The organism is Oscillatoria sp. CS-180, assembly GCF_028330965.1.
In the GTDB taxonomy this organism is placed as follows: Bacteria; Cyanobacteriota; Cyanobacteriia; order Phormidesmidales; family Phormidesmidaceae; genus Halomicronema.
Window position 1 is genome coordinate 24,668 of sequence record NZ_JAQMUB010000071.1, and the last position, 22,847, is coordinate 47,514.

General features: G+C 48.8%; 22 protein-coding genes. 12 read left to right on the forward strand and 10 right to left on the reverse strand.

The window, feature by feature from the left end; all coding sequences use genetic code 11:
- Nucleotides 1–66 precede the first annotated feature (66 nt).
- Complete coding sequence (locus PN498_RS17210; protein ID WP_272064244.1) at nt 67–1,260, forward strand: ATP-dependent 6-phosphofructokinase; 1,194 nt, start codon at nt 67–69, stop codon at nt 1,258–1,260.
- Here the strand turns inward: PN498_RS17210 and PN498_RS17215 are convergent.
- Nucleotides 1,207–6,639 carry a trifunctional serine/threonine-protein kinase/ATP-binding protein/sensor histidine kinase gene (locus PN498_RS17215; protein ID WP_272064245.1) on the reverse strand — a complete coding sequence of 1,811 codons (5,433 nt, stop codon included), beginning with the start codon at nt 6,637–6,639 and terminating at the stop codon, nt 1,207–1,209. The genes PN498_RS17210 and PN498_RS17215 overlap by 54 nt on opposite strands.
- Nucleotides 6,640–7,322: 683 nt before the next feature.
- On the opposite strand from PN498_RS17215, the gene PN498_RS17220 reads away from it, so the two are divergent.
- The gene (locus tag PN498_RS17220) at nt 7,323–8,078 is read left to right on the forward strand and encodes a TSUP family transporter (RefSeq protein WP_272064247.1); all 756 of its coding nucleotides are present in this window, start codon (nt 7,323–7,325) and stop codon (nt 8,076–8,078) included.
- Nucleotides 8,079–8,239: 161 nt separating this feature from the next.
- Here the strand turns inward: PN498_RS17220 and dinB are convergent, their stop codons facing one another.
- The gene (gene dinB / locus PN498_RS17225) at nt 8,240–9,343 is read right to left on the reverse strand and encodes a DNA polymerase IV (protein WP_272064249.1); all 1,104 of its coding nucleotides are present in this window, start codon (nt 9,341–9,343) and stop codon (nt 8,240–8,242) included.
- Between the two features lie 322 nt (nt 9,344–9,665).
- Between dinB and PN498_RS17230 the strand changes: the two genes are divergently transcribed.
- The gene (locus PN498_RS17230; RefSeq protein WP_272064251.1) at nt 9,666–9,914 is read left to right on the forward strand and encodes a UPF0175 family protein; all 249 of its coding nucleotides are present in this window, start codon (nt 9,666–9,668) and stop codon (nt 9,912–9,914) included.
- Complete coding sequence (locus PN498_RS17235; protein WP_272064253.1) at nt 9,911–10,405, forward strand: DUF3368 domain-containing protein; 495 nt, start codon at nt 9,911–9,913, stop codon at nt 10,403–10,405. Before PN498_RS17230 ends, PN498_RS17235 begins: the two co-directional genes overlap by 4 nt.
- 439 nt (nt 10,406–10,844) lie before the next feature.
- Here the strand turns inward: PN498_RS17235 and PN498_RS17240 are convergent, their stop codons facing one another.
- From PN498_RS17240 to PN498_RS17255, 4 genes are all read right to left on the reverse strand, one after another.
- Nucleotides 10,845–11,312, reverse strand: coding sequence for an ASCH domain-containing protein (locus PN498_RS17240; RefSeq protein WP_272064255.1), 468 nt, complete (start codon nt 11,310–11,312; stop codon nt 10,845–10,847).
- Nucleotides 11,313–11,324: 12 nt separating this feature from the next.
- A complete protein-coding gene (locus PN498_RS17245; protein WP_272064257.1) occupies nt 11,325–11,693 on the reverse strand; it encodes a cupin domain-containing protein in 369 nt (122 codons plus the stop codon).
- Between the two features lie 102 nt (nt 11,694–11,795).
- Nucleotides 11,796–12,182: a peptidoglycan-binding domain-containing protein gene (locus tag PN498_RS17250; protein WP_272064259.1), complete on the reverse strand. Its 387-nt coding sequence runs from the start codon at nt 12,180–12,182 to the stop codon at nt 11,796–11,798.
- 208 nt (nt 12,183–12,390) lie between these two features.
- Nucleotides 12,391–12,798, reverse strand: a complete 408-nt coding sequence (locus PN498_RS17255; protein WP_272064261.1) for a VOC family protein — start codon at nt 12,796–12,798, stop codon at nt 12,391–12,393.
- A 191-nt stretch (nt 12,799–12,989) separates the two neighbouring features.
- Between PN498_RS17255 and PN498_RS17260 the strand changes: the two genes are divergently transcribed.
- A complete protein-coding gene (locus PN498_RS17260) occupies nt 12,990–13,346 on the forward strand; it encodes a hypothetical protein (RefSeq protein ID WP_272064263.1) in 357 nt (118 codons plus the stop codon).
- On the opposite strand, the gene PN498_RS17265 is transcribed toward PN498_RS17260, so the two are convergent.
- A complete protein-coding gene (locus PN498_RS17265) occupies nt 13,327–14,253 on the reverse strand; it encodes a methylenetetrahydrofolate reductase (protein ID WP_272064264.1) in 927 nt (308 codons plus the stop codon). The two genes, PN498_RS17260 and PN498_RS17265, sit on opposite strands and share 20 nt — an antisense overlap.
- Before the next feature lie 239 nt (nt 14,254–14,492).
- Between PN498_RS17265 and ureC the strand changes: the two genes are divergently transcribed.
- The 7 genes from ureC to rpmB all read left to right on the forward strand — a co-directional run bounded on the left by ureC (nt 14,493) and on the right by rpmB (nt 20,184).
- The gene (gene ureC, locus PN498_RS17270) at nt 14,493–16,202 is read left to right on the forward strand and encodes an urease subunit alpha (RefSeq protein ID WP_272064267.1); all 1,710 of its coding nucleotides are present in this window, start codon (nt 14,493–14,495) and stop codon (nt 16,200–16,202) included.
- 30 nt (nt 16,203–16,232) lie between these two features.
- A complete protein-coding gene (locus tag PN498_RS17275; protein ID WP_272064269.1) occupies nt 16,233–16,868 on the forward strand; it encodes a hypothetical protein in 636 nt (211 codons plus the stop codon).
- A 106-nt stretch (nt 16,869–16,974) separates the two neighbouring features.
- Nucleotides 16,975–17,466, forward strand: a complete 492-nt coding sequence (lepB, locus tag PN498_RS17280) for a signal peptidase I (protein WP_272064270.1) — start codon at nt 16,975–16,977, stop codon at nt 17,464–17,466.
- Nucleotides 17,467–17,555: 89 nt separating this feature from the next.
- Nucleotides 17,556–18,554 carry a glutathione S-transferase family protein gene (locus PN498_RS17285; RefSeq protein ID WP_272064272.1) on the forward strand — a complete coding sequence of 333 codons (999 nt, stop codon included), beginning with the start codon at nt 17,556–17,558 and terminating at the stop codon, nt 18,552–18,554.
- A 207-nt stretch (nt 18,555–18,761) separates the two neighbouring features.
- Nucleotides 18,762–19,028: a hypothetical protein gene (locus PN498_RS17290; RefSeq protein WP_272064274.1), complete on the forward strand. Its 267-nt coding sequence runs from the start codon at nt 18,762–18,764 to the stop codon at nt 19,026–19,028.
- Nucleotides 19,029–19,282: 254 nt separating this feature from the next.
- On the forward strand, nt 19,283–19,696 hold the full coding sequence (locus PN498_RS17295; protein ID WP_272064275.1) for an alr0857 family protein: 414 nt from the start codon (nt 19,283–19,285) through the stop codon (nt 19,694–19,696).
- A 251-nt stretch (nt 19,697–19,947) separates the two neighbouring features.
- Nucleotides 19,948–20,184 carry a 50S ribosomal protein L28 gene (rpmB, locus tag PN498_RS17300; RefSeq protein WP_272064277.1) on the forward strand — a complete coding sequence of 79 codons (237 nt, stop codon included), beginning with the start codon at nt 19,948–19,950 and terminating at the stop codon, nt 20,182–20,184.
- A 349-nt stretch (nt 20,185–20,533) separates the two neighbouring features.
- Here the strand turns inward: rpmB and PN498_RS17305 are convergent, their stop codons facing one another.
- Genes PN498_RS17305 through PN498_RS17315 form a run of 3 tightly spaced genes read right to left on the reverse strand, consistent with a single transcriptional unit; the run spans nt 20,534 to nt 22,827 of the window.
- Nucleotides 20,534–21,076, reverse strand: a complete 543-nt coding sequence (locus PN498_RS17305) for a prepilin-type N-terminal cleavage/methylation domain-containing protein (protein ID WP_272064279.1) — start codon at nt 21,074–21,076, stop codon at nt 20,534–20,536.
- Between the two features lie 48 nt (nt 21,077–21,124).
- Nucleotides 21,125–22,120 (reverse strand): PilW family protein, encoded by a 996-nt coding sequence (locus PN498_RS17310; RefSeq protein ID WP_272064281.1) that lies wholly within the window; start codon nt 22,118–22,120, stop codon nt 21,125–21,127.
- 35 nt (nt 22,121–22,155) lie between these two features.
- Nucleotides 22,156–22,827 carry a prepilin-type N-terminal cleavage/methylation domain-containing protein gene (locus PN498_RS17315; protein WP_272064282.1) on the reverse strand — a complete coding sequence of 224 codons (672 nt, stop codon included), beginning with the start codon at nt 22,825–22,827 and terminating at the stop codon, nt 22,156–22,158.
- Between the last annotated feature and the right edge of the window lie 20 nt (nt 22,828–22,847).

Sequence of the window (22,847 nt, forward strand, 5' to 3'; positions counted from 1 at the left end):
AATTCCGTCGTTTTCCGCCTAATTTGAATAATGCTATTTGGGTAATACTAAGGAAATGAGTTTTAGATGTCTGTTTCTACCCGCTCTAAAAAAATCGGTATTCTAACAAGCGGTGGTGACTGTCCTGGTCTTAATGGTGTCATCAGAGCTGTTGTCAAATGCGCGACGCAGCGAGGTTGGGAGGTTTATGGCATTCCCTATGGAACCCAGGGATTAATTAATCTGGAGCAGGGCAACTGCGATAGGCAGGATTTACGGCTGCAAGAACACGGTTTCGACATTCCAGGTCTGCTTCGCGGCGTTGATATTCTTCAGTTCCTGAGTGGCAGCATTTTAGGCGCGTTGAATAGCGGCAGCCCCGATGATTTTGCCAGTGCAGATGAGATTTTGAAAGGGTATCGACATTTAGGACTCGATGCGCTGATTGCGCTGGGGGGCGATGGTAGTCTCAGCATTCTCAATGATCTAGCTGAAAAAGGGGGATGGAACTGGGTTGCGATTCCTAAAACAATTGACAATGATGTTCCTTTTACGGAGTGCTCTCTGGGCTTTGATACGGCGGTTAACACGGTGACTCGTGCCCTTTACGACCTGACGTTCACTGCCGCTAGCCATAACCGTATTATTGTGGTGCAAGTAATGGGGCGCGATGCAGGACATTTGGCTCTACAGTCGGGCATTGCCGGTGGGGCTGATGTGATCCTGATTCCTGAGCTGACTCCGAAGCTGAACGATCGCGTCCTTCATGGCATTTGCCAGCAAATCGTGCAGTTACGCCAGCGCGATCGCCAGTTTGCGCTTGTCGTGGTTGCCGAGGGCGTTCGCAATCAGGCCGATGGGAAAGAAAAGTACATCGGTGATACTTTGGCAAAGCAAATTCAAACCTATGGGCAACGGCTCTGTGAAACCGGACAGCCTCAATTTTGCCATCTGAAGCATTTGGAAACACGGGCTACCACGCTGGGCCACATTCAGCGCAGCGGTGTTCCCTCGTCGAGCGATCGCCGTTTGGCTGCTGCCTTTGGTTGCAAGGCTGTCGAGCTGATTGCTGCGGAAAAGTATCAGCAGCTTGTGATCTGGTCTCAGGGACGGGTCGATAGCAAGCCTCTTGGTACCGTCATGCCGATGATTAAGGAACGGCATCGTACCCACCTGTGTCCCAATCCGGTAGAACTCGACAGTCTCTGGGTCCAAACGGCTCGTGATTTAGGCATCTATGTTGGCGATTTCGTCTTGGCAACCTCGCCCGTTTACGGGTAAACCAATACAGAATTCGGTTCCCTGACCTGGCTCAGACTGCACTGTTAGGGAACCGTGGTGCTTGTCTACGATGATTTGTCGGGCGATCGTCAGTCCCAACCCGGTTCCTTTGCCCGTTCCTTTCGTCGTATAGAGATGGTCAAAAATTCGTTTCTGGACGTCTTCCGACATGCCTCGACTGTTGTCCCTGATGCGAACTTCAACGGTGTCTAGATTCTTTAGCGCAGTCGTAATCATAATTCGCTGAGGAGACATTTCTAGGTCGGCAATCGAGGCACTTTGGGCGGCTTCATCAAAATCATCAATGGCATTCGCCAGGATATTCATAAAGACCTGGTTCAGTTGTCCAGGAAAGCATTTCACTACTGGTAGGTCACCATATTGCCGTATCACTTCAATGGCGGGCCGCCGCTCATTGTCTTTTAGCCGATATTTCAAAATCAGGAGCGTACTATCCAACCCCTCATGTAGGTCGGCACTGACCTGATGCTCGGCGTCGGCGCGAGAGAAGACGCGCAAGCTGTTACTAATGGCTTTGATCCGGTCAGTTGCCCCCTGCATGGCAGTCAATAATTTTGGGAAATCCTGCTTGAGAAAGTCAAGGTCAATTGCCTCAGCCTTGTTCTGCACGGGGTAAGCGGCCTCGGGGTGATGGTGCTGATAGAGTTCGATATAGGCTAGCAGGTCATGTAGATCACTCTTAGCGTTGTTGATGCTGCCATTGAGAAACCCGGCTGGATTGTTGATTTCATGGGCGACTCCAGCCACCATATTGCCTAAAGAAGCCATCTTTTGGCTTTGGATAATCCGCAATTGGGATTGCTCAAGCTGTTGACTGTAGCGTTGAGCTTGCTGGTAGAGATGAGCATTCTCCAAGGCGATCGCGGCTTGGACACAGAGAAAGTTAAGCACCAAAATGCGATCGCTCGTAAAGGCACCTCGGGTGAGCTGATTGTGGAGATACAGCACCCCCACGAGGTCATCGTGATGCAGCATGGGCAGACAGACCACACTCTGAGGCTGATGGTAGGTGAGGTAGTCGTCTACAAAAGGGAGGTCTGTCGTCAGGTTGTCGATAGCGATAACTTCACGGGTGTTTTTGACGAAGTGCATCAGTTGAGCCGGAACCTTGGAACTATCCACCAAAAGCTCTGCGCAGAGATCAACGCAGTCAGGAGTCGCGATCGCCCGCACTTGCCAAGTGTCCTGATGGCTCGGTAAGGCTAGAACACAGCGATCGCCGCCAGAAGATTGCAGCATCGTTTGGGTCAACTGCCACAAGAGATCGTCAAGCTGGGTCAGTTTTGAAAGGGCTTGAGACGATTTAAGAACAACAGTAAAGTCCAATGCACTGTTGAAGTGGTGGCCAAAAGCTTGACTCAACTCAGCAGAGCTGTGGACAGAAAGGCTTGGGGGGGCGATCGTCGCTAATGCTTCAAAAGGATCAACTGCGGTCTGTTGAAGAACAGGTTGCAGAAGCTGAGGATAGCGCTTTTCTAAATCTTTGGTTTTGGCCTTCGCTCCCCAGTAAGCATAGCCATAATAGGCGGATTGCATGTAGCCTGCGGCTGCATTTTCCTTTCCCCATTCCAGGTAAAACTTTGCTGCAAGTTCGTTCGCCAACGCTTCTTCTTGAATGTATCCGCTCGTTTTGGCACCACGAATGGCCTGATCGTAAAGGTCAGCTGCTAATGCCTTTTTGCCTGAAATACGGTGGTGTTCTGCCTCTATCAGATCCCATTTGTGGCGGACGTTTGCGGGAGCGTGGTGAGCCCACTTTTTTAGCTTTTTTCGGCTCTGCTGAATTTGTTTAAGCAATAGCTTCTGCTGTGGGGACTGTGAATAGACTGCCGACCAAGTTAAGGCCGCAAACCACCAAAATTGCAAGACTTCGTAGAAGCCGATGACGCTGTCTAGATATTGGCGACACTGCGAGATGGCAGCTAGGGCAGCCTCAAGATCACCTAGCCAGTAGGCAAACATGAGTTCATACAAATAAAATGCACAAAATCCAGAGCGATCGTCTGCTTCCGCTAAAGATCTGAGCAGACTAGCCCGATCAAACCCTTGGCGCTTTAGAGCATCAAGCACGTCTTGGGATTCTAGTAAATTGAGCGTGAATTGGTAACTGGGATAGGCATAATCCAGAACGGCTCTTTTCTGAGATTTTTCGAGTGCTTTGATGTAGAGAATATGTTGTCTAGCATTTTCGTTTAACTCCATCCCTGCCGAGCGAGCATTGCGTAAATAGGAGAAAATTGACCAGGCCGCATATTCATTTTCTCCCGCTTCTAGTGCTCTTCGATAGTTTTCAAATAAGAAGGGATTGACTTCGTGAAGCGGATATTTCCAATGTTTAATGAGGGCATAAACCGTAAAAATAACGCCTGCTTCAATATTTAGCTTAATAGCAGGATTTTCCATCAGCCCGAGAGCCAGTTCTCCAAATTGATACCCTGCTTCAATATTTCCTAAAAAACTACTTACGATTAAACCATAGGAGCTGTAGGCTGAGGGAGCTACTTCACTATTGCCGTACCTTAAAAGAAGCTCAATTTGCTTGAAGATTAACAGGGGATAAAAATCAGGAGCACTAATGTAAGCTGCTGGAAGAATTGCTTTGATAATAGTGCTTCTGGCTTTAGCTACAGGCTCCAGCATAATTGGAGCCTCTTTTAACGATTGAATAGAGCGTCTTCTCAGCAAAACTTTTGTTCTGAGAAATCCCCATAAAACCGCAGCTGAGCTAGGATTTGATGGAAACTCTATGTTCAGTTTAGATAACACCTGAAAGCCTATTCGCAAGGCTTCTGATGTTCTATTTTGAATCGTGTAAGATAGGATTCTGATTTCGTAGCTTTTGATCTTTTGAAAAACAGGGTTGACTTGTTCTAAAACCAGTGCTGTCAATGCTTCGGATTTTTCAAAATCGCTGGCTAGGCAGGCTGCTTCTGCACCAACCTCACACAGTTCTTGAATCAACGTCTGCTGATGTTTCCACGCCTGCTGCCCCAGCATGTCAATACCCATTTGGCAGTATTGAACAGCCAAAGCATAGGCCGTGGTGCTCTTAGCCTTATAGGATGCTCTTAAGAGAAGCTGAACGAACTGATGTTGTTCACTGGGGTCAGTTATTAGTGCTTTACCTATCCCCATGCTGTTAACAACGTCAAACAAGCGTGGTTCTAATTCTGAATCAGAGAGCTGATTGATTATCAATCTGCCGATTCTTAAATGAGTGCTTGGCTTTTCAACTTCAGGAATGAGACGATAAGCAGCCTGTTGCACTTGGTCATGCAGAAACTTATATGGAACTGAAACTGTTTCAGGAATGACTACATCAGCATTCTGAAAAAGCTTGTAGGTTTCATCCACAGGTAGGATAAACTCTTCCTGCAGAGCTTTCCATAAGGCCGCTGCTATTGCTGTTTCCCCTTGCTCTGAAATCATCGACAACGTTGCTAGGTCGAATTGACTACCTAAGCAAGCTGCTAATTTCAGGGCTTGCTGTGTTTGATGTGGCAATCTTTGCAGCTGTTGCGCAATTAACTCTACAACATCATTAGTCAGGTAAGGCGCATCCACTTGGGTAATGTCGCAATCCCAATGACCTCGCTCATAGTCAAATTGAATAAATTTGTCTTCGTACAGCTGTTTGAGAAGTCGAGTGATAAAAAAAGGATTTCCTCGCGTTTTTCGATTAATCAGTTTGGCGAGGGGCGGCGATCGCTCAATTGAACAGTGCATGGCCTCTGCAACGAGTTGATTGGTCTCTGCAAAACCTAGTGGTGAAAGGGTTAGAACGTCAACAGAAGATCTTTGTCCCTGCCGCAACTCCTCAATCAGCGCGCATAGAGGATGTGCGTGAGACACTTCGTTACTGCGATAAGCCCCTATCAAGAGCAGATACCCGTCATTGTCCATCAGCAATTTGATGAGTTGCAGCGAAGCTGGATCAGCCCATTGCAAATCGTCTAAAAATAGGACTAGCGGATGCTTGGCCGTTGTAAATATCGCGATCAGTCTTTGAAACAGGCGATTGAAGCGTTGCTGTGCTGCCGTCCCTGAGAGGTCTGGGGCAGGAGGCTGTCTGCCAATAATGCGCTCTAGCGCGGGTACAACATCGACTAGGACTTGACCACTTTCTCCTAACGCTGTCAGGATATTTGTCCGCCAGTTGGCTAGCTGCGCATCCGATTCTGGCAGCAATTGCTCTACCAAATCTTGTAAAGCCTGAGCAAAGCCTAAGAAAGGAAGGGTGCGATTGAACTGATCAAATTTGCCCTTAACGAAGTAGCCGTTACGGCGAGTGATGGGTTTATGAATCTCGCTAACGACGGCTGTTTTACCAATTCCGGAGACGCCTGCCACCAGCATCAACTCCAAAGCGCCCTCTGCAACCTGTTCAAAAGCCGTCAGAAGTGTTTGAACTTCCGCTTTGCGACCATAGAGCTTCTCTGGAATGAGAAAGCGATCGCAGACATCCCGTTGTCTTAACTCGAAGGGAACCACTCCGCCCGTTGTCTGCCACTGCTGCAGGCAGCATTCCAGATCATGCTTTAGACCCAATGCACTTTGATAACGATCCTCTGCATTTTTAGCCATCAGCGTGTTGATAATGGCTGCTACCGTTGCAGGCACTTCAGGGTTGACCTGATCGATTGGGGGCGGCAGCTTGGCGATATGGCAATGCACTAATTCCAAAGGATCTTCTGTGGTGAAGGGCAAAGTACCGGTCAGCAACTGATACAGCGTTACCCCAAGCGCATAAAAGTCAGCACGATAGTCAATGCCACGGTTCATTCGTCCAGTTTGCTCGGGCGCTAAATAGGCTAGTGTCCCTTCCAACGTGTTTGGACTTTGAAGTTCCCGAGCCTCTTTGGGGAGCAAAGAGGCAATACTAAAATCCATCAGTTTCACCGCTTTAGAGTCAGGGCGAATGAGAATATTGGCAGGTTTAATATCTTTATGAACCACTCGGTTCTGACAGAGACCGTGAAGAATATCGGCTAGCTGTATGGCAATGCCCAGACTTTCGGACAGTGCAAGTCGTTGCTGTTGACAGTAGGTTTCTAGGACAACTCCACCCCAATCTTCCATTACGAGGGCGTAGCTTCTGCCCAAGGGTTCCAGGCTGATAGGATGAACAATGCCAGGGATAGGCAGGTTTTTGGCGATCGCGTATTGATTGCGAAACTGGACCAGGTCGTTAAAGGTAGGGTAGTCGTTTCGCAATATCTTGATGACTACCGACTGCTGCTGTGCCGTATGCAGTGCACGATAAACCCGGGTCCGCGATCCCTGGTGTAGCTGCTCAATCACAGTGTAGCCAGGAGGGACTATCGATAAAGTTGGCGGGGTCGTCGATGGAAACGTCATCACCTTAGTTGCGTAAGTTCATTATCCCGCTTCACCTTTGACACAATTCTGGTGCGCTTAAGCATTTAGTGTTATGTATAGCTGTCACCAGTTCCGTTAGGACAAGACGGCGAGCCATTGGGCGATAAACTAAGCACCTGAATGCTATTCAGGGCACAAGCCTAGATGGCTAAAGCTGTAAATACAAGTCTGGAATTAGGGTTTACAGGCCAATCTAAAATCAAAAATGCTGAATCGGTAGTATTTCTGACCTCCAAAACCGATCGGTATGAACTCGAATATAGCTGAGGCAGCCCGACTATAGAGAGCGATTTTATAAGTGTTTATAGATGATTTTAGATAATTCAAATCATTTATTTAAATTGATAATAGCCATCGCTAGTTCCGTCGGGCCAAAATAGCGAGCTATTGGGCGATATGCTAAGCACCGAGGTGCTATTGGATGCACTAGCATGGATGGCTAAGGTTATATACCCATCCCAGATGATTTCGGGGGTGAGAAAGCTTTTTAAATAAGGTTTTTCTTAAAAACATTCAAAATCCAAATAGGATTGCTATAGCTCGGCAGGGTCTCTTAAATCCTTCGTTCTGCGGGATTTCATCAATAATTCCTTTGCGAAGGGCAGCCGATTATTCCGCTGATAAGCAAAGCCAATCAAAGAACTAGGAATCGCTATCATTTCATGGAATTCAGCTTGGGCACGCTGGTCTTTCTCTTTGGGGTTGCGTTGATAGCAGGATGGGTTGATACCCTTGCTGGGGGTGGCGGCCTTCTGACAGTTCCAGCGCTTTTATTGACGGGGATGCCGCCTGCAAGCGCGATCGCCACCAACAAACTCCAAGGCAGCTGCGGCACCCTGGTGGCAACCACTTATTTCCTGAAGCAAGGGGCCATCCAGTTTCGAACTATCCGCTGGCTGGTGCTGACGACCTTTTTAGGATCCGTCATTGGGAGCTGGCTCGTTCTAAAAAGCAATACCGAATTTCTTGTCCGAGCATTACCCATCCTGCTTGTCTTAGTTGGCTGCTATGTTCTGATGTCCCCTAACATCGACGACACTGACAAACGGCACACAGTTAGCCTGCCTATCTTTGCTATTAGCGCAGCTCCAACACTGGGATTTTACGATGGCTTTTTTGGACCTGGAACAGGAAGTTTTATCGCCTTATCCCTTGTCACGTTGTGTGGATATGGCCTCTCAAAAGCCACCGCAAATGCCAAGATTTTGAACTTTACGAGTAATTTTTCATCGCTGCTCTACTTCATCCTGTTTGGGCAGATTGTTTGGATTGTTGGTGGGGTGATGATTATTGGTCAGGCAATTGGAGCGGCTATTGCAGCCAGGATGGTGATGAAAGTTGGGGCTGCGCTGATCAAACCAATCGTAGTCACAGTTTGCTTTTTGATGGCGATTCGTATCTTTTGGCAGACCCTCTGATACCCATTCTCGACTTTCGATTTCACAGGACTTACGCAGAATGTCCATCGATAGGTTATGCACTGCTTACGATGCTGATTTTGTACGTTCTTCACGCTGGTTTCGGTGAGCACCGCAGGGTGGGCGGTGCTTAACCAAGCTACTGCACAGGGCTATATCTTTCACCTATATTCTTTTTCAATGGCTAGGTCTAGCGTCAGCTGCTGAAAGACTTGAGGATTTTCCAGGTTCGATATCGTGATGCCCAATAGTCTGACAGGTCGGCTCGGATCAATGTGGGCAGACAGCAGATTGCGGGACAATTGCAAAATTGCCTCTGGTTCTCGAATGAGACTATCCAACGTCCGGCTGCGTGTGATGGTCTCGTAGTTGCCGTACTTGATCTTGAGGGTGATGGTGTAGCCGTAGTGCTGATTCTGGGTGAGCCGCTGATGGACCTCCTGGGCAATCTTCACGAGGGCGGCATCCAGATCTTCGCGTCGTCGCAGATCCTTAGAAAAGCTGCGCTCAGACCCAATCGACTTACGAATGCGATTGGGATTGACCGGGCGATTGTCTTCCGCTCTCACAATGCGATAGTAGTGATCGCCAGCTTTACCGAAGGTTGCGATTAGTCGTGTTCTCTCCCACTGCTTCAGGTCTGCGCCTGTGGCAATACCGTACGCCTTCATTTTGGTGGCTGTCGCCGGACCAATGCCGTAAAACGATTCAATCGGCAACTGTTCTAAAAAGCCTTCAGCTTGCTCTGGTGAAATCAAATAGAGACCGTCTGGCTTTTGGATGTCCGATGCCATCTTGGCTAAAAATTTGTTGATAGAAACGCCAGCGGATGCCGTGAGATGTAGAGACTCTTTGATACGGTGTTTGATGTGTTGCGCGATCGCCACAGCTGACCCCATTCCCTGCTTATCCACAGTCACATCTAGGTAGGCCTCATCCAAAGAGAGCGGTTCGACTAAATCGGTATAGTCGAAAAAGATCTTTCTGATGTCAGCCGAGACGGCTTTGTAGACATCAAACCGAGGCTTGACGAATATCAGATGCGGGCAGCGGAGGATGGCCGTGCGAGACGGCATGGCTGAATGGATGCCAAACTGCCTAGCCTCATAGCTCGCGGTCATCACTACTCCACGCTGTTCAGGTAGCGCCCCCACTGCGATCGCCTTGCCGCGCAGCAGGGGATTGTCTCGCTGCTCCACCGCTGCATAAAAAGCATCCATATCCACATGGATAATTTTTCTCAGGTTCGCCTTAGAACGTGTCAAGGTTTAACGAGGGGAAAGGATGATCGGATGACAATCAATCATACGTAGAGTGTTCACGCAGAACCCGATGAAACTCAATTATTGTTCCTCATGCTGTATCCAGACAAGGGAGCGAGATCAGGAAATGAAGTATTTGCTTGATATCAACATTTTCACCTACGGGACTAAGCGCAGGTTATCTAAAATGATTTCTCGCTATCAGTCTTCTTTGCCTACTGGTGTTGCTGCCTGAATATAGAGGCTGTTGAATATGGATTCGGTTTATCGCTGAGTCAAGTGTGCGTAGGCTAAGCTGAAAACACTTACAAATTATCTTTCTGCTATGAGCATCGTCATCTCAGACGAAATCTTACAAGCGGCTCACCTGACTCCTAATGAATTTCGTCAAGAAATTGCCATCCATCTTTTCCAAACCGGGCGGCTGACGCTAGGCTATGCCAGCCAACTTGCCGAAATGCCGATCACTACATTTCGGCAATTGCTCAAACAGCGCAGCATTCCACTTTACAGCTACAGCGTTGAAGATTTCGAACTCGATCTGAAAAATCTCCGAGCATTGGGGCGGTTGTGATCGTCGTTAGCGATACCTCGGCCATCACGAATCTGGCTGCCATTCAACGACTTGACCTTTTGGTTCAACTTTATGAGCAAGTCACAATTCCCATTGCGGTATATCGCGAGTTAGCTCAGATCGATTCTCTGGTTCCGGGAAAAGTTGAAGTTCAATCTGCTCAATGGCTCAAAGTGCAGCCAGTTATAAACCAGTCTATTGTGCAGCAACTCAGAACTAAAGCACGGCTGGATCCTGGCGAGTCAGAAGCAATCGCTCTGGCACTGGAGCTTGATGCCGATTTGCTTCTAATTGATGAGCGCCGTGGCAGAATCGAGGCAGATCGTCTGGGCATCAGAATTACTGGACTATTAGGCGTTTTGGTTGAAGCCAAGCAAAAGAAGCTGATTTTAGCTGTCCAACCTCTAATGGATAGCCTAATTGCCACATCCAACTTCAGAATTTCTCCAGCACTATACCAGCAGATTCTGGACTTAGTTGGCGAAACGTAGGAGTCAGAGCTTGCACCAACGATCTATTGAATGCCTACAGCTAGCTCTTGTAGTCAATCAGGTTACATCCATATTCATATAGAGTATGAACATCACTGAGTGAAAGTGAAAAGTCGACTACAAAACCTTTGTCGTTTGTAGTTAGCTCTATGACTTGTCTTTGAGCGCAAGTACTCTGAGAGACCATGAACTTAAATAACATTCCTAGTTCCTTCACGTTCCCTTCCGGTTCATCCATTCTGTCTTCTACAAGTCCTATATCTTTAAGCCAGTCCCTGATTATTAAATGCGTAGTTGTGTGAGTTCTCAGTCGGTAACAATGTGAATCATTGCAGGCGAAACCCTTACCCTCAAAGAGCCTGACAGTTTTGGCGAGTGACTTGTCTCGAATATCAAGTGTTTCAATATCAGCAGAAAATTGTGCTTCATTCTCGTAGGGCTAAAACCGATGCAAGACTCGAAATCGCTCACAGACCAGCGGCATATCAGGAGACGGGACCTTTCTGATTCTAGGCAAAGCTCGCGAGAAATATTTCCAGTGCTCTCGTCGCCAAGAGTCCAAGGTGCGATCGCCTTCTCCCTCATCATAGGCAAACCGAGCGTCAACTTCGTTGAACGTCAGGATAGTCACTTCAGTGGTCTCGATGATGCAAATTGGATGGTCTGCACCATCGAGGACAACGGTTTTTAGGCCCACGGTCGGGAGCGGACTTTTCTCAGCTTCCCATTCCCATAGCGCTGAACAGGTGGCTGTTTTGGTATTGCTCAAAACGAGCTGCCCCAACTCATCAGCCAGTTCGGGTGTATCGCCAAACTGATCAACGAGATAGCGCTGATCGCGTCTTCCTCTATTCGGCATTGTTTGAAGGTAATTCTGCCAATAGTGTTCAGCCTGTAGGCAATTCATTTGAAAGTCTCCTTAAGTGGATGCGGCATTGGGATAGGAGCATTCCAGAACAATACAGTCTGTTTTTGCTTGAAAAGGTCCGTGGACTTCGCCTGGTGGACGACTGGCATAGTCACCGGGCTCTAGCCAGCGATCGAACGCTTGATCATAAAGCTGACCAGACACAATAAAAATCTCTTCGGGATAATGGTGGACCTGAGGACCGATAGCTGTAGTGTCGGCACCTGCTTTGAAGCGTGTTAATCGGGTATAGTCGCCAGTCTTCTCGTCCACAGCAAGGGTTATTTGCTCAATCATGCCGTTCGTGTCTGCGATCGCGCTCCACTGATCAGCATTTTCGACTCGGAGAGGATTCCAATACGGTGTAGTTGTTTTAACCATGATTTAGTCAAAGGGGGAAGTTATAGCTTTAGCCATCTAGGCTTGTGCATTCCCAATAGCATCCGGGTGCTTAGCATAGGCCAGATGGCTCGCCGTCTTGTCCTAACGGAACTGGCGACGGCTATATTCGCAATTCTCAGCGATAGCAACAGAACACCTGCTACGGAACAGTTGCAGAAGACGCAACGGCCACTGCCAGGGCACTGAAACAGAGGATGACAATCCCAGTTGTTTCGTGGGTTTCATCCAAAACGTGAGGGCGTACCAGGTCGCGATGTTAAATTCGCCTGTCTCTGCTAATCCGACCGCTCTCTGAAGTCGGCGTAGGGCCAAGTCAGTATCTTCACCAAAGAAGCCATTAGCTACGCCGTTGAACAAAGACAACTCTTGCAGCGCTAATTGAAGTGACCAAACAGCATGGCCGTAACTGCCGACGCATAAGTCTTGTGGTTCTAAACGCCGAACTATTTTTTGAAGTCGCTCGCCCATGGTAACCCTCCCAACAAAACGAGATGATGGTGGCAGTTGAGTGTCCTATTAGTTCTGTTGTAAGGGGCGATCGGGATGAAATAGAGAAGGATAAAGGCCACATTCGCTGCTGTTCACGGCTAGAAATAAGGGCGTTTTCATCACCAGGATTTGCACAAAAAGCTATTCGTCCTGGAGCCTTACATGTCGTAGTTGTATCCAGCTGGGTTTAGGTTCCTGGCGAAACCTCGGAGGCTGACAGGTCATTGGCAAGCTCGATCAGATTGCCGTCAGGATCACGAATATAGATAGACAGTAGCCGTCCTTGAGCACCGGTTCTTTCTACAGGCCCCTCCAAAACAGGCACAGCCTGTTCCGTCAGATGATTCATCAAGACATCGACAGGCGTATCCACCATTAAGCAAAAGTCGGCAGAGCCGGAGGTTGGTCGTTGAGCGTGGGGTGAAAAAGGGCTTTCCAGCTCATGGAGGTTGATTTTCTGGTTGCCCAGCTGCAAGGCTTTGCGACCTGCCCCAAAAGTCACCACGGGAATATGGAGAACTTGTTCGTAAAATCGACAGGTCCGGTCCAAATTGTGAACGGTTAAAACAAAGTGGTCGATGGAATAAGACGTCATCTTTTCACGAATTAGGCGATCGCATTTTCAAGAATCATTAGATAATTTCGTAAAGAGTGTTCCAAGTAACTATCCGTCTTAAAAGAGCGTAGGCTATCTTCGCTAATAGCAGGAGATAGGCTGATCTCTGCATTGCTTTCGGGTTGTTTTCTGATGAGATACACTGAATCGCTGCATCGCGGAGTGTACTGGTGAAATATTTTTTCCTTTCAGAAGGATGGCAGACGGGCAGAATATGGGAGTTTGGCGGGCTTTGGAATGAATTTGCGTGGCAGCGTAAGCCTCATCTCAAAAAGATGCCCCTATGCATGGTCGAAAATGGTGAGAAGCTTTGGCTTTATCAAGTTGAAGAAGCCGTTTTGATGGTTGAAGTCCGTCCAACAACACCTTCCACACAAACGATTGGACAGGTTGTTCTCAAGCGACTAATGGCCGCTGATCAGGTTTTAGAGCATCTTTGCTCAGCGGACACTGTCATCAATACGCCAGACAATAACGGCTTTGCGGCAACTGCTGCGGTTGACTTGGCTAATCAAGAATCGGACTAATGTCGGCTAAGTCCAAAATTTGAGGGATCAAGTCTTCCCGACGAATCGCCATCATATGGACTCCATGGCAAAGCTCCCGAGCTGCTTTGATTTGTTCCGCAGCAATACAGATGCCTTCTTGAAGCGGATCGGCAGCTTTAGCTAAACGCTCGATGATCGAGTCGGGAATCTGCACTCCGGGAACGTTCCGATTAATAAACTGAGCATTTTTCGCCGATTTCAGAAGAAATATGCCGGCCAAGATTGGGCGATCGCATCCTACTGCTACCTGATCCATGAATTTCTCCAGACGCTCAAAGTCTGCAATTAATTGGCTTTGAAAGAATTGGGCACCTGCCTCAACCTTCTTTTCAAATCGACGCTGCAACCCTGACCAACTGCGACATTGAGGATCGATCGCGGCTCCTGCAAATAGATTCGTTGGTTGATCAGGTAATGGGCGCTCCTGAGCGTCCAAACCACAGTTGAGCTGCCGAATCAGTTTCAATAACCGGACGGACTCTAGATCAAACACGGAACGAGCATCCGTATTGTCGCCCGCTTTAACCGGATCACCGGTTAGCGCTAGGATGTTGCGAATACCTAATGCATGGGCACCCAACAAGTCAGCCTGCAAGGCAATGCGGTTGCGATCGCGACAGGCCATCTGGCAAATGGGTTCAATACCCCGCTGCTTGAGAAGTGCCGCTGCGGCTAAAGAAGACATCCGCATAACGGCGCGGCTGCCATCCGTAATATTGACTGCGTGCACGCGCCCTTTCAGCTTCTGCGCCATGCTGATCATATGGTCAGGATTTCCTCCCTTGGGGGGCATGACCTCTGCAGTCACCAGAAATTTGCCAGCCTGAGCAGCCTTTTGAAATTGAGATTCAAAAGACGGCCTCTGGAGGGAATCAGTCGGGACCATTGAAGAAAAGTAAACAATCCATAAAACGTCAGCTTTGTCAGTATATCCCGCTGGCTTATTCTACGAGGAGTCGATCAATGGCACAAACTGCTGCATCGTTACGAAAGATCGAAACGGGCGATCGCAGCCGCCAAGTCGCCGTAGAATATTGCCGACTGTAAGCGATTTAGCGGCTTGCGGTGATTGTTTTCCCTACAGTTGCGCTGTAGAGTTCGTTCTTTAGTCTTAAAGGATTGCCCATGAGCTACCGCATGGATCGACGCGCCTACGCTGAAACCTATGGCCCTACGGTGGGCGATCGCGTTCGGCTAGCCGACACTGCTCTCATCATCGAGGTTGAGCGGGATTTCACAACCTATGGTGATGAGGTGAAATTTGGAGGCGGTAAGGTGATTCGAGACGGCATGGGCCAGTCTCCCATTTCGCGGGAAGACGGTGCAGTCGATACGGTCATCACCAATGCGCTAATTCTGGACTGGTGGGGCATCGTTAAGGCCGATATCGGTCTGAAAGATGGCAGGATTGCCAAGATCGGGAAAGCGGGGAATCCCTACATTCAGGATAATGTCGATATCATCATCGGTCCCGGCACGGAGGCGATCGCAGGCGAGGGCATGATTCTCACTGCGGGGGGCATTGATGCTCATATTCACTTCATCTGTCCTCAGCAAATCGAGACCGCGATCGCCTCAGGGGTCACGACCATGATTGGCGGCGGTACCGGACCCGCAACGGGCACCAACGCGACGACCTGTACGCCCGGAGCTTGGCACATGGCTCGAACGCTCCAGGCCGCTGATGCGTTCCCGCTCAATTTCGGTTTTTTAGGCAAGGGTAACAGTGCCTTGCAGCCTGGACTGATTGAACAGGTGCAGGCCGGGGCATTGGGACTGAAGCTGCATGAGGATTGGGGAACAACGCCAGCCACGATCGACACCTGTCTGAGTGTGGCTGATGACTACGACGTCCAGGTCGCCATTCACACCGATACGCTGAACGAATCAGGCTTTGTGGAAGATACGATCGCGGCCTTCAAGGGGCGTGCCATTCATACCTATCACACAGAAGGTGCAGGCGGCGGACACGCTCCCGACATCATCAAGGTGTGTGGCGAAACGAATGTGTTGCCCTCTTCCACGAACCCCACACGGCCTTACACCACCAACACCCTCGAAGAACATTTGGACATGCTGATGGTGTGTCATCACCTGAGTCGCAGCATTCCCGAAGATGTGGCCTTTGCGGAGTCCCGTATTCGTCGCGAAACCATTGCTGCGGAAGACATTCTGCATGATTTGGGGGCCTTCAGCATGATTGCCTCAGACTCTCAGGCCATGGGCAGGGTAGGCGAGGTGATTATCCGTACCTGGCAGACGGCTCACAAAATGAAAGTACAGCGGGGTGCCTTACCTGAAGATTCAGACCGCAATGACAACTATCGAGCCAAGCGCTATGTCGCTAAATACACCATCAATCCTGCGCTAACCCACGGCATCTCAGGCCATGTAGGCTCTGTAGAAGAAGGCAAACTCGCGGATCTCTGCCTCTGGAAGCCTGCCTTTTTTGGGGTCAAACCCGAGATTGTGATCAAGGGAGGCACGATCGCTTGGGCACAGATGGGTGATCCAAATGCGAGCATTCCGACCCCCCAGCCGATTCATATGCGGCCCATGTTCGGCAGCTATGGAGGCGCGATCGGGGCGACCAACTTTGCGTTTGTTTCCCGAGCCGCTGTCGAGGCAGGTGTGGCTGAGCAGATAGGCTTGCAGAAGACTGCGATCGCCGTCAGCGGCACCCGCAGCATTCGCAAAGCCGACATGAAGCTGAACGCCTATCAGCCCCATATGGAGGTCAATCCTGAAACTTACGAGGTCCGAGCCGACGGCGAACTCCTGACCTGTGAGCCAGCTGATGTGTTACCAATGGCTCAGCGCTACTTTTTGTTCTAGCGTTTTCACCCTGCTGGGAGACTGTTGCCCATGCCTAAACTCCCAATCATTCAGCCGAATCAGTCCTATACATTTGCAGACTATTTTCGGCTTAACTATGCTCCCAGCGATATTCTGAGCCACTTCCAAGTGACTTTGAAGAAGCAGTTTTTGCAATTTCCTGAACATTCTCAGCCGTTAGATCGAACGGCAGACCTGCAAAGTCGTATCGAGGAAAGCCTGCCACGCCTGAGTCTCACCAGTGAAATGGCTCGGCGGGAGTTTTTAATTGCTCCCGTTCTGATGGAGGTGCTGCACTATACGAAGGCAACCTTGAATGTGGAATATCCCGTTGCCGTGAGCAACTTACTGAAAGGGTCGCTCGATTATTTCTTGCAAGCTGAAAACACTCTGCTGGTCATTGAAGCGAAAAACGAGGATCTGGAACGGGGGTTTGTGCAGCTAGCGGTGGAATTCATTGCGCTCGATTCATGGGTAGAGACGGAGCAGCCTACCTTCATCGGTGCCGTTTCGACGGGAACGATTTGGCAGTTTAGTCGGTACGAACGGTCTGCAAGACAGGTTACTCAGGACTTGACACTGTATCGGGTACCCACTGATCTGAGCATACTTTTGCAAATCTTGGTAGGCACTTTGCAAGGATATACGTCACAGTTGACGGATTGAGTCAGAGTTTTTTGAGATGGTATTCGTTAATAGATATCGAATCAACAGACGTCAAAATGCTGCTCTATCTCATGCTGGCAGGCAATTAAGCATTGTTCTGGCAGCTGTGTCAATCGCTCTTAGCTACGGCTGTGTTCCGGGCGGAAATCCTAAAGCATTCTATGTGGTGTCGAGTTCCATGGAGCCGACTCTAGAGGCTGACGATCGCATACTCGCCTCTCAGGACTTCTACAACACTCGGAAGCCTGAACGAGGCGATATTGTTGTTTTCGAGCCTCCTCCTAGTCTCACTATTGGCTCAAGCAGTTGGGATTGGATTATCTTTCGTGTGGTTGGATTACCAGGTGAAACCTTAGCCGTCAAAGATGGAACGGTTTTGATTGACGAGGTTCCTTTATCAGAACCCTATATTAAAGAATCGCCAGAGTATACGTTCGAAGCGGTTACCATTCCAGATGGAGCTTATATGGTCCTGGGCGATAACCGCAACAATGCTTACGACAGTCATCTGTGGGGATTTCTGCCTGAAGAAAACATTGTCGGCAAAGTTCAAACAATCTACTGGCCGCCCAGTCGCTACGGCTCTATTTATGACTAGTTTTTGTTCAGCACCACCGACAGATGCACGGAAAAATCCGAATCGTTACGGTTTTAATAGTCGAAATGTCTTGCTAAGGGAGAGATCTGATGGGATTGCTAGTGGATGGAGAATGGCGCGATCGCTGGTATGACACAGACAGTACGGGAGGACGCTTCAAGCGCGAAGAATCTAGCTTTCGCAGCTGGCTGACGGCAGATGGTAGTCCTGGTCCCGATGGTCAGAAAGGCTTTAAAGCAGAACCAGGGCGCTATCATCTCTACGTTTCCTATGCCTGTCCTTGGGCGCACCGCACGCTGATTTTTCGAGCACTCAAGGGACTGGAGAGCATGATCGACATCTCCGTTGTGCACTGGTTCATGGGAGAGAACGGTTGGACGTTTAAAGAGGGTGAGGGCGTCATTCCAGATCCTTTAATGCAAGCCGACTACCTACGCGAGATTTACACCCAAGCAAAATCGGACTACACCGGACGGGTTACGGTTCCTGTGCTGTGGGATAAGCAGACCAACATCATTGTCAGCAACGAGTCGGCTGAAATTATCCGCATGTTCAACACCGCGTTTGATGAGTTAGGCGCAATTCCAGGAGACTACTATCCTGAAGACCTGCGCGACGAGATTCATGACATCAACGATCGCATTTATCGCACTGTCAACAATGGCGTTTATAAGGCTGGATTCGCTACGGCTCAGGACGCTTATGAAGAGGCCGTTGAGCCTCTGTTTGAAACCCTAGACTGGCTGGAATATCGGTTCGACACGTATCGTTATTTGTGTGGCGATCGCTTGACGGAAGCTGACTGGCGTTTATTCACGACACTTGTTCGGTTTGATGCCGTCTACTACAGCCATTTCAAATGCAACCGCAAGCGTATTGTGGACTATCCCAATCTTTGGAGCTACGTACGCGAACTGTATCAAATGCCTAAGATTGCCGATACAGTTCATTTTGACCACATCAAAGGCCACTACTATCAGAGCCATAGCACTATCAATCCAACCGGGATTGTGCCAGTGGGTCCCGACCTTGACTTTCAGGAACCCTCAAGTCGAGCAGTTGCTATGCAGGCGGCACCCGTAATGTGATGAAATAGTTGGGTATTGAAGCCAGTGTTGTGGAGTAATAGACCCCGCAAATCACTGGCTTACTCCTCCTGTTTCTGCGCTGATACACTCCTTCATTTCTTTTTGGGAAAATTCTGGACACTTTTGTAATACGAGTGTAGTATTGACACTAGAACGCAACCGTGCCCAAGCATTCTTTGTCGAATGCTCTACATGGAGACAGGTGCCATGCTTAATCAACTCGATCAATTCTTCCGCATCCAAACTCGCAACGTTGGCGATATCGCTACCGGATGCTCGATTGATGGGCTGGTTGGCATGATTGGCGTGTCGATGCGGCGATTTACCGGCTTGCTTGATCCAGCCTATGGGCTGACGGCTTCTAGTTATCGCCTTCTGACAGCGGGTAAACGAATGGCTGCTGGGCTGCCATATCCGCATCGACTACGTTATTGGCATTTGCCAGTTATCCATTGGCAATTACAGCAGGGCTAAACGTCACCCTTTAACCCAGCGGTTTTTCGTTCATCGAAGCAGCGAACAGAGCGCTTTTCGAGAACAGCCGCAGCCAATACTGAGTCGAGCAATCGTCTTTACCCGACCGTGTTTTGTCAAACCGGGAGTTGGGCGATCGCCGCCGTTAGCGATGAAAACATCCCAATCCGGGGTTCTCCGTTATGAACCGCTTTGGAGTGTTGTTTTCAGACTGCTAAAGGGTTGCCATTTTGCACCAACCTTGGATCCGCTTTGTGTTTTTAACTTTTGGTGTCTCCATGTTGAAAGTGACCTATGCCGACACAGGAATCTGCCTGGAATATTGTGTCGAACCGTTAGACCTCTTACTGAGCGATCGCGTCCGTATGTATGTTCATGCTCGACGGGCTGTTTCTATCCAGCCGACGAAAGCGAGCATCCCATTTCCTGCTGCGCTCATCAACCAGAAGGGTTGGGAGCAATTTCAATCACTAGACTGGGCTTGGTGCGATCAAGACTGGTTAGAAATTACGCTTTCAGGCGTTTGGTTGACTGAAGAGCCCAATCAAGAGATAGGTATCTTTTTGACTGAACTGGACCTTTGCCTAGAGCAGCGTTTGCTGAGACTATGGCAGCGGTCACAACGGTTGCAGTTGGTGAGCGCGATCGACCAAGGCGTTACTCGATAGCAATCACACCCTCTTGATCGCTATTGAGTAACAACGGAAAGGAATTCCTAAAAACAGCTTTATGTCGCTCGAACTCATAAACTGTTGTGCCCGCTATCTGGACAATTGAAAGCACTCAAACTCAACCTGGGCCAAGGATGGATCTATCTCTATTCCTTTGTCAATGAGGATATCTTTGACGCATTGACATGCCCCTGGTGATATAGCTTATGATGGTTATTCGTGGATAATTCAAGTACTTGGAGAAGCCGATGGCTCGTCATTGTGATCTCACGGGAAAAAAGGCCAACAACGCCTTTTCAATCTCCCACTCTCACCGTCGTACTAAGCGGTTGCAAGAGGCTAATCTGCAATCGAAGCGTGTGTGGTGGCCTCAAGGCAAGCGTTACGTGAAGCTACGCTTGTCTACTAAAGCAATTAAGACCCTCGAAAAGAAAGGAATTGACGCCATGGCTCGCGAAGCGGGGATTAATCTAGCGAAGTATTAGCATTAAAGCTATATGACGTCTTTGGGCTGTCTGAATCGAAAAGTGCTTGTTTGACTAACCTCAGATTCTCTCTTTAGGCACAGCTAATCTAGTGATCTTTGAAAGCCTTGTTTCCAACTGGAAACAAGGCTTTGTTCGTGGGTATGGCTGGTGTCGCGATCGCCCATTCCGTTAGGACAAGACGGCAAGCTATTGCGCTATAGGCCAAGCACACGATGGTGTTTAGTGCACAAGCCTAGCGGGATAAAACTATCAGCTATTTACGTTAATAGAATTGAATTCTTCTTCTACTGCTGACCGTAAATCAATATCAATCAACGATTCAGAGTGCATCAAGGGTCAAGACACGTTAAGGACATTCACCATCACGAGCACTTTTGATCGAACCGATAATGTTGGAAACAATAACGCACTGCTTTCGGTTAGAACCGTCTACTGTAATATCGATGACATAGGGAAGGTTTGCTTGTTCTCTGACCATGCCTTGGTAATCGAAAATAATGCTCTCCTCGGAACCGCCTTGTTCAGGAGGTTCAATAATGATCATGCCGGGTCTAATGCCATCGCTTGGGGCAAGGGCAATGTCTCTGCCGTCCCCAGCCGTAAGGACATCGGTATCAACAGTTCTGTCTACATTGACAGACGGTAGGTCTGATGCGGTATTAATCGTAACTTTGACTCTTTGTCTGCGTTGAATAGCATCTTGCTGAGCTTGCCTAATCACCTGTACCAAGTCACTTCTAACCGCACCGATACGCTGACTGTTCATGTATCGCAACCAGCTAGGAGCCGCGATCGCCGCTAAAACCGCTACGATTATCACGACAACAAGCAATTCGACTAAGGTGTATCCAGCCAACGACGTTCGTTTTTGGGGGACAAGAGGTTTCATAGTTCTTTTGATGATAGAGAAGCCAACGCGCTGAAGGTTACAAAAAGCTTAGGGGGGAGCAGTTGGATCGTCTGGATCGTCTTGAATGACGCCCCGAATCAATACTTGAGACTCTAATTTGGGCAAGCTGCTAGCTTCACTCAGCCCTACTACCCTATCGGGATCGTCAGGATTTTTCGAAGCGTTGCCTTGGAGATACACAATGACAGACTTGTTATCACTTGGATCATTACCTGGAGTACCAGAAGGGCGAGAGACACAAACGTAGAAACTATCAGTGTCTGCAGGCGTACGTGCGTAATTTGCTGTGGGACAAGCAGTTGTTTGATCGGGGACTTCATCCACAAAATCAGTCAGAACTGCGGTAATACCGTCTGTGCTTGAAGAGGCTGCTGTCCAATCGGCAAAAGAGTTAAAGCCATTTCCTGTTGGAAGTGATAGAGTTGGGTCGGCGTAACCGTCTCTCTGAGTTAATGCTGATGAGGTAATACTTTGATACTTGGGCAGTTCATAACGAATAACTCTGGAGGGACCTTCCCAAATATCAGTGCCGTCATTGTCTTGTTGAAAATATATGACTAGTGTGTAATAGTTTTGCCTTACAAGAAGAGTACTACACTCATCTTTCTCAGGAGTACCATCAGATTGACTATTACAATAGCTGGTCACATCATCAACTTGATCGTCAGTGAGCGGATCAAGTCGCCAAAAACCCAAAACTGGAGTCGCTCCAACTAACTCACCAACGTCATCATCATCTAATTCGCTAAGAACATCCGTCAAATCACTGTAAACGAAAACAGCTTCACCAACGTCGCGACTCACAAAATCAATTGCCCGCCTCATGTCCTGTTGCGTTTGCGTCAAACTCTCCTCACGACTATTGACCGTCATCAGCTCGATCACCAAGAAGAGGAGTCCGCTGGTGATAATACTGCCAATGAATACTGCAATCAACAGCTCAAGCAGCGTGAAACCCTGCTGACTCCATCGACGAGCCGCAAGCAGTCTATATTTAAATTTGGTCGAGAGCGTTGGTGTCATAGGTGTGCACCGCAGTTGAGTGAGAAGACGGAGAACTAGGGACAAGATGGAGGCTTAACGACAGGTGTGGTACCGGGGTCAGTATAGTCAATTAGATTACAAAGGGAGTTTTCCTCTTCAGTAATCGAGACATCGGTGTACAGGACAGCCAAAGGCTTTTCCAGGCGATCGCCTCGGGAATCCGTGATGCCTGCCCGAGCCGTTCCCTCTTTGGAAAGCGCAGCTGCGTTATTAGCAACTGCATTATGGTCATAAACCCGAACGCCTATTTCGTAGTTGTCAGCAATTCCTGGCTTTTCAACTAAGAAGCTTTGAACCGCAAAGTCTAACCGTCCATCTTTGTCGACATCAACCTCTTGAGTATCAGCAAGTGCTGCTGGGGCAGGGTGGTTGAAGGCCTTGTCGTCTGCCGCAGTCACGATCGCGGGTAAATCAGTCAGCTCTCTGGTTTCAAATTGGACTCGAACTCGATCTACTTCGCTTTGAGCCAGCTCAATAGCCTGTTCCGTTTTTTGGCTTTGCACACGAGTGGCAACTGAAACTAGCATCATAGGGGCGATCGCGGCCCCAGTCACGCCAATCACTACAAGCGCGATAATGCATTCAACAAGAGTCAAACCAGACTCGCTGCTTGAATCAGGAGCGGCACAGCCATGCCCTCGAAGCAGCTTTTGGAACAAGGATTGTAGTTGTGATCTACTGCTCATTAGGTTTTCCCTCCATTAGA

Coding starts and splice junctions, on each gene's coding strand:
- PN498_RS17315 (WP_272064282.1), bottom strand. CDS start 22,827: ATGAGCAGTAGATCACAACTACAATCCTTGTTCCAAAAGCTGCTTCGA.
- PN498_RS17275 (WP_272064269.1), top strand. CDS start 16,233: ATGCCTAAACTCCCAATCATTCAGCCGAATCAGTCCTATACATTTGCA.
- PN498_RS17290 (WP_272064274.1), top strand. CDS start 18,762: ATGCTTAATCAACTCGATCAATTCTTCCGCATCCAAACTCGCAACGTT.
- PN498_RS17220 (WP_272064247.1), top strand. CDS start 7,323: ATGGAATTCAGCTTGGGCACGCTGGTCTTTCTCTTTGGGGTTGCGTTG.
- PN498_RS17210 (WP_272064244.1), top strand. CDS start 67: ATGTCTGTTTCTACCCGCTCTAAAAAAATCGGTATTCTAACAAGCGGT.
- PN498_RS17310 (WP_272064281.1), bottom strand. CDS start 22,120: ATGACACCAACGCTCTCGACCAAATTTAAATATAGACTGCTTGCGGCT.
- PN498_RS17265 (WP_272064264.1), bottom strand. CDS start 14,253: ATGGTCCCGACTGATTCCCTCCAGAGGCCGTCTTTTGAATCTCAATTT.
- ureC (WP_272064267.1), top strand. CDS start 14,493: ATGAGCTACCGCATGGATCGACGCGCCTACGCTGAAACCTATGGCCCT.
- PN498_RS17255 (WP_272064261.1), bottom strand. CDS start 12,798: ATGACGTCTTATTCCATCGACCACTTTGTTTTAACCGTTCACAATTTG.
- PN498_RS17215 (WP_272064245.1), bottom strand. CDS start 6,639: ATGACGTTTCCATCGACGACCCCGCCAACTTTATCGATAGTCCCTCCT.
- PN498_RS17245 (WP_272064257.1), bottom strand. CDS start 11,693: ATGGTTAAAACAACTACACCGTATTGGAATCCTCTCCGAGTCGAAAAT.
- PN498_RS17285 (WP_272064272.1), top strand. CDS start 17,556: ATGGGATTGCTAGTGGATGGAGAATGGCGCGATCGCTGGTATGACACA.
- PN498_RS17305 (WP_272064279.1), bottom strand. CDS start 21,076: ATGAAACCTCTTGTCCCCCAAAAACGAACGTCGTTGGCTGGATACACC.
- PN498_RS17230 (WP_272064251.1), top strand. CDS start 9,666: ATGAGCATCGTCATCTCAGACGAAATCTTACAAGCGGCTCACCTGACT.
- PN498_RS17250 (WP_272064259.1), bottom strand. CDS start 12,182: ATGGGCGAGCGACTTCAAAAAATAGTTCGGCGTTTAGAACCACAAGAC.
- rpmB (WP_272064277.1), top strand. CDS start 19,948: ATGGCTCGTCATTGTGATCTCACGGGAAAAAAGGCCAACAACGCCTTT.
- PN498_RS17240 (WP_272064255.1), bottom strand. CDS start 11,312: ATGAATTGCCTACAGGCTGAACACTATTGGCAGAATTACCTTCAAACA.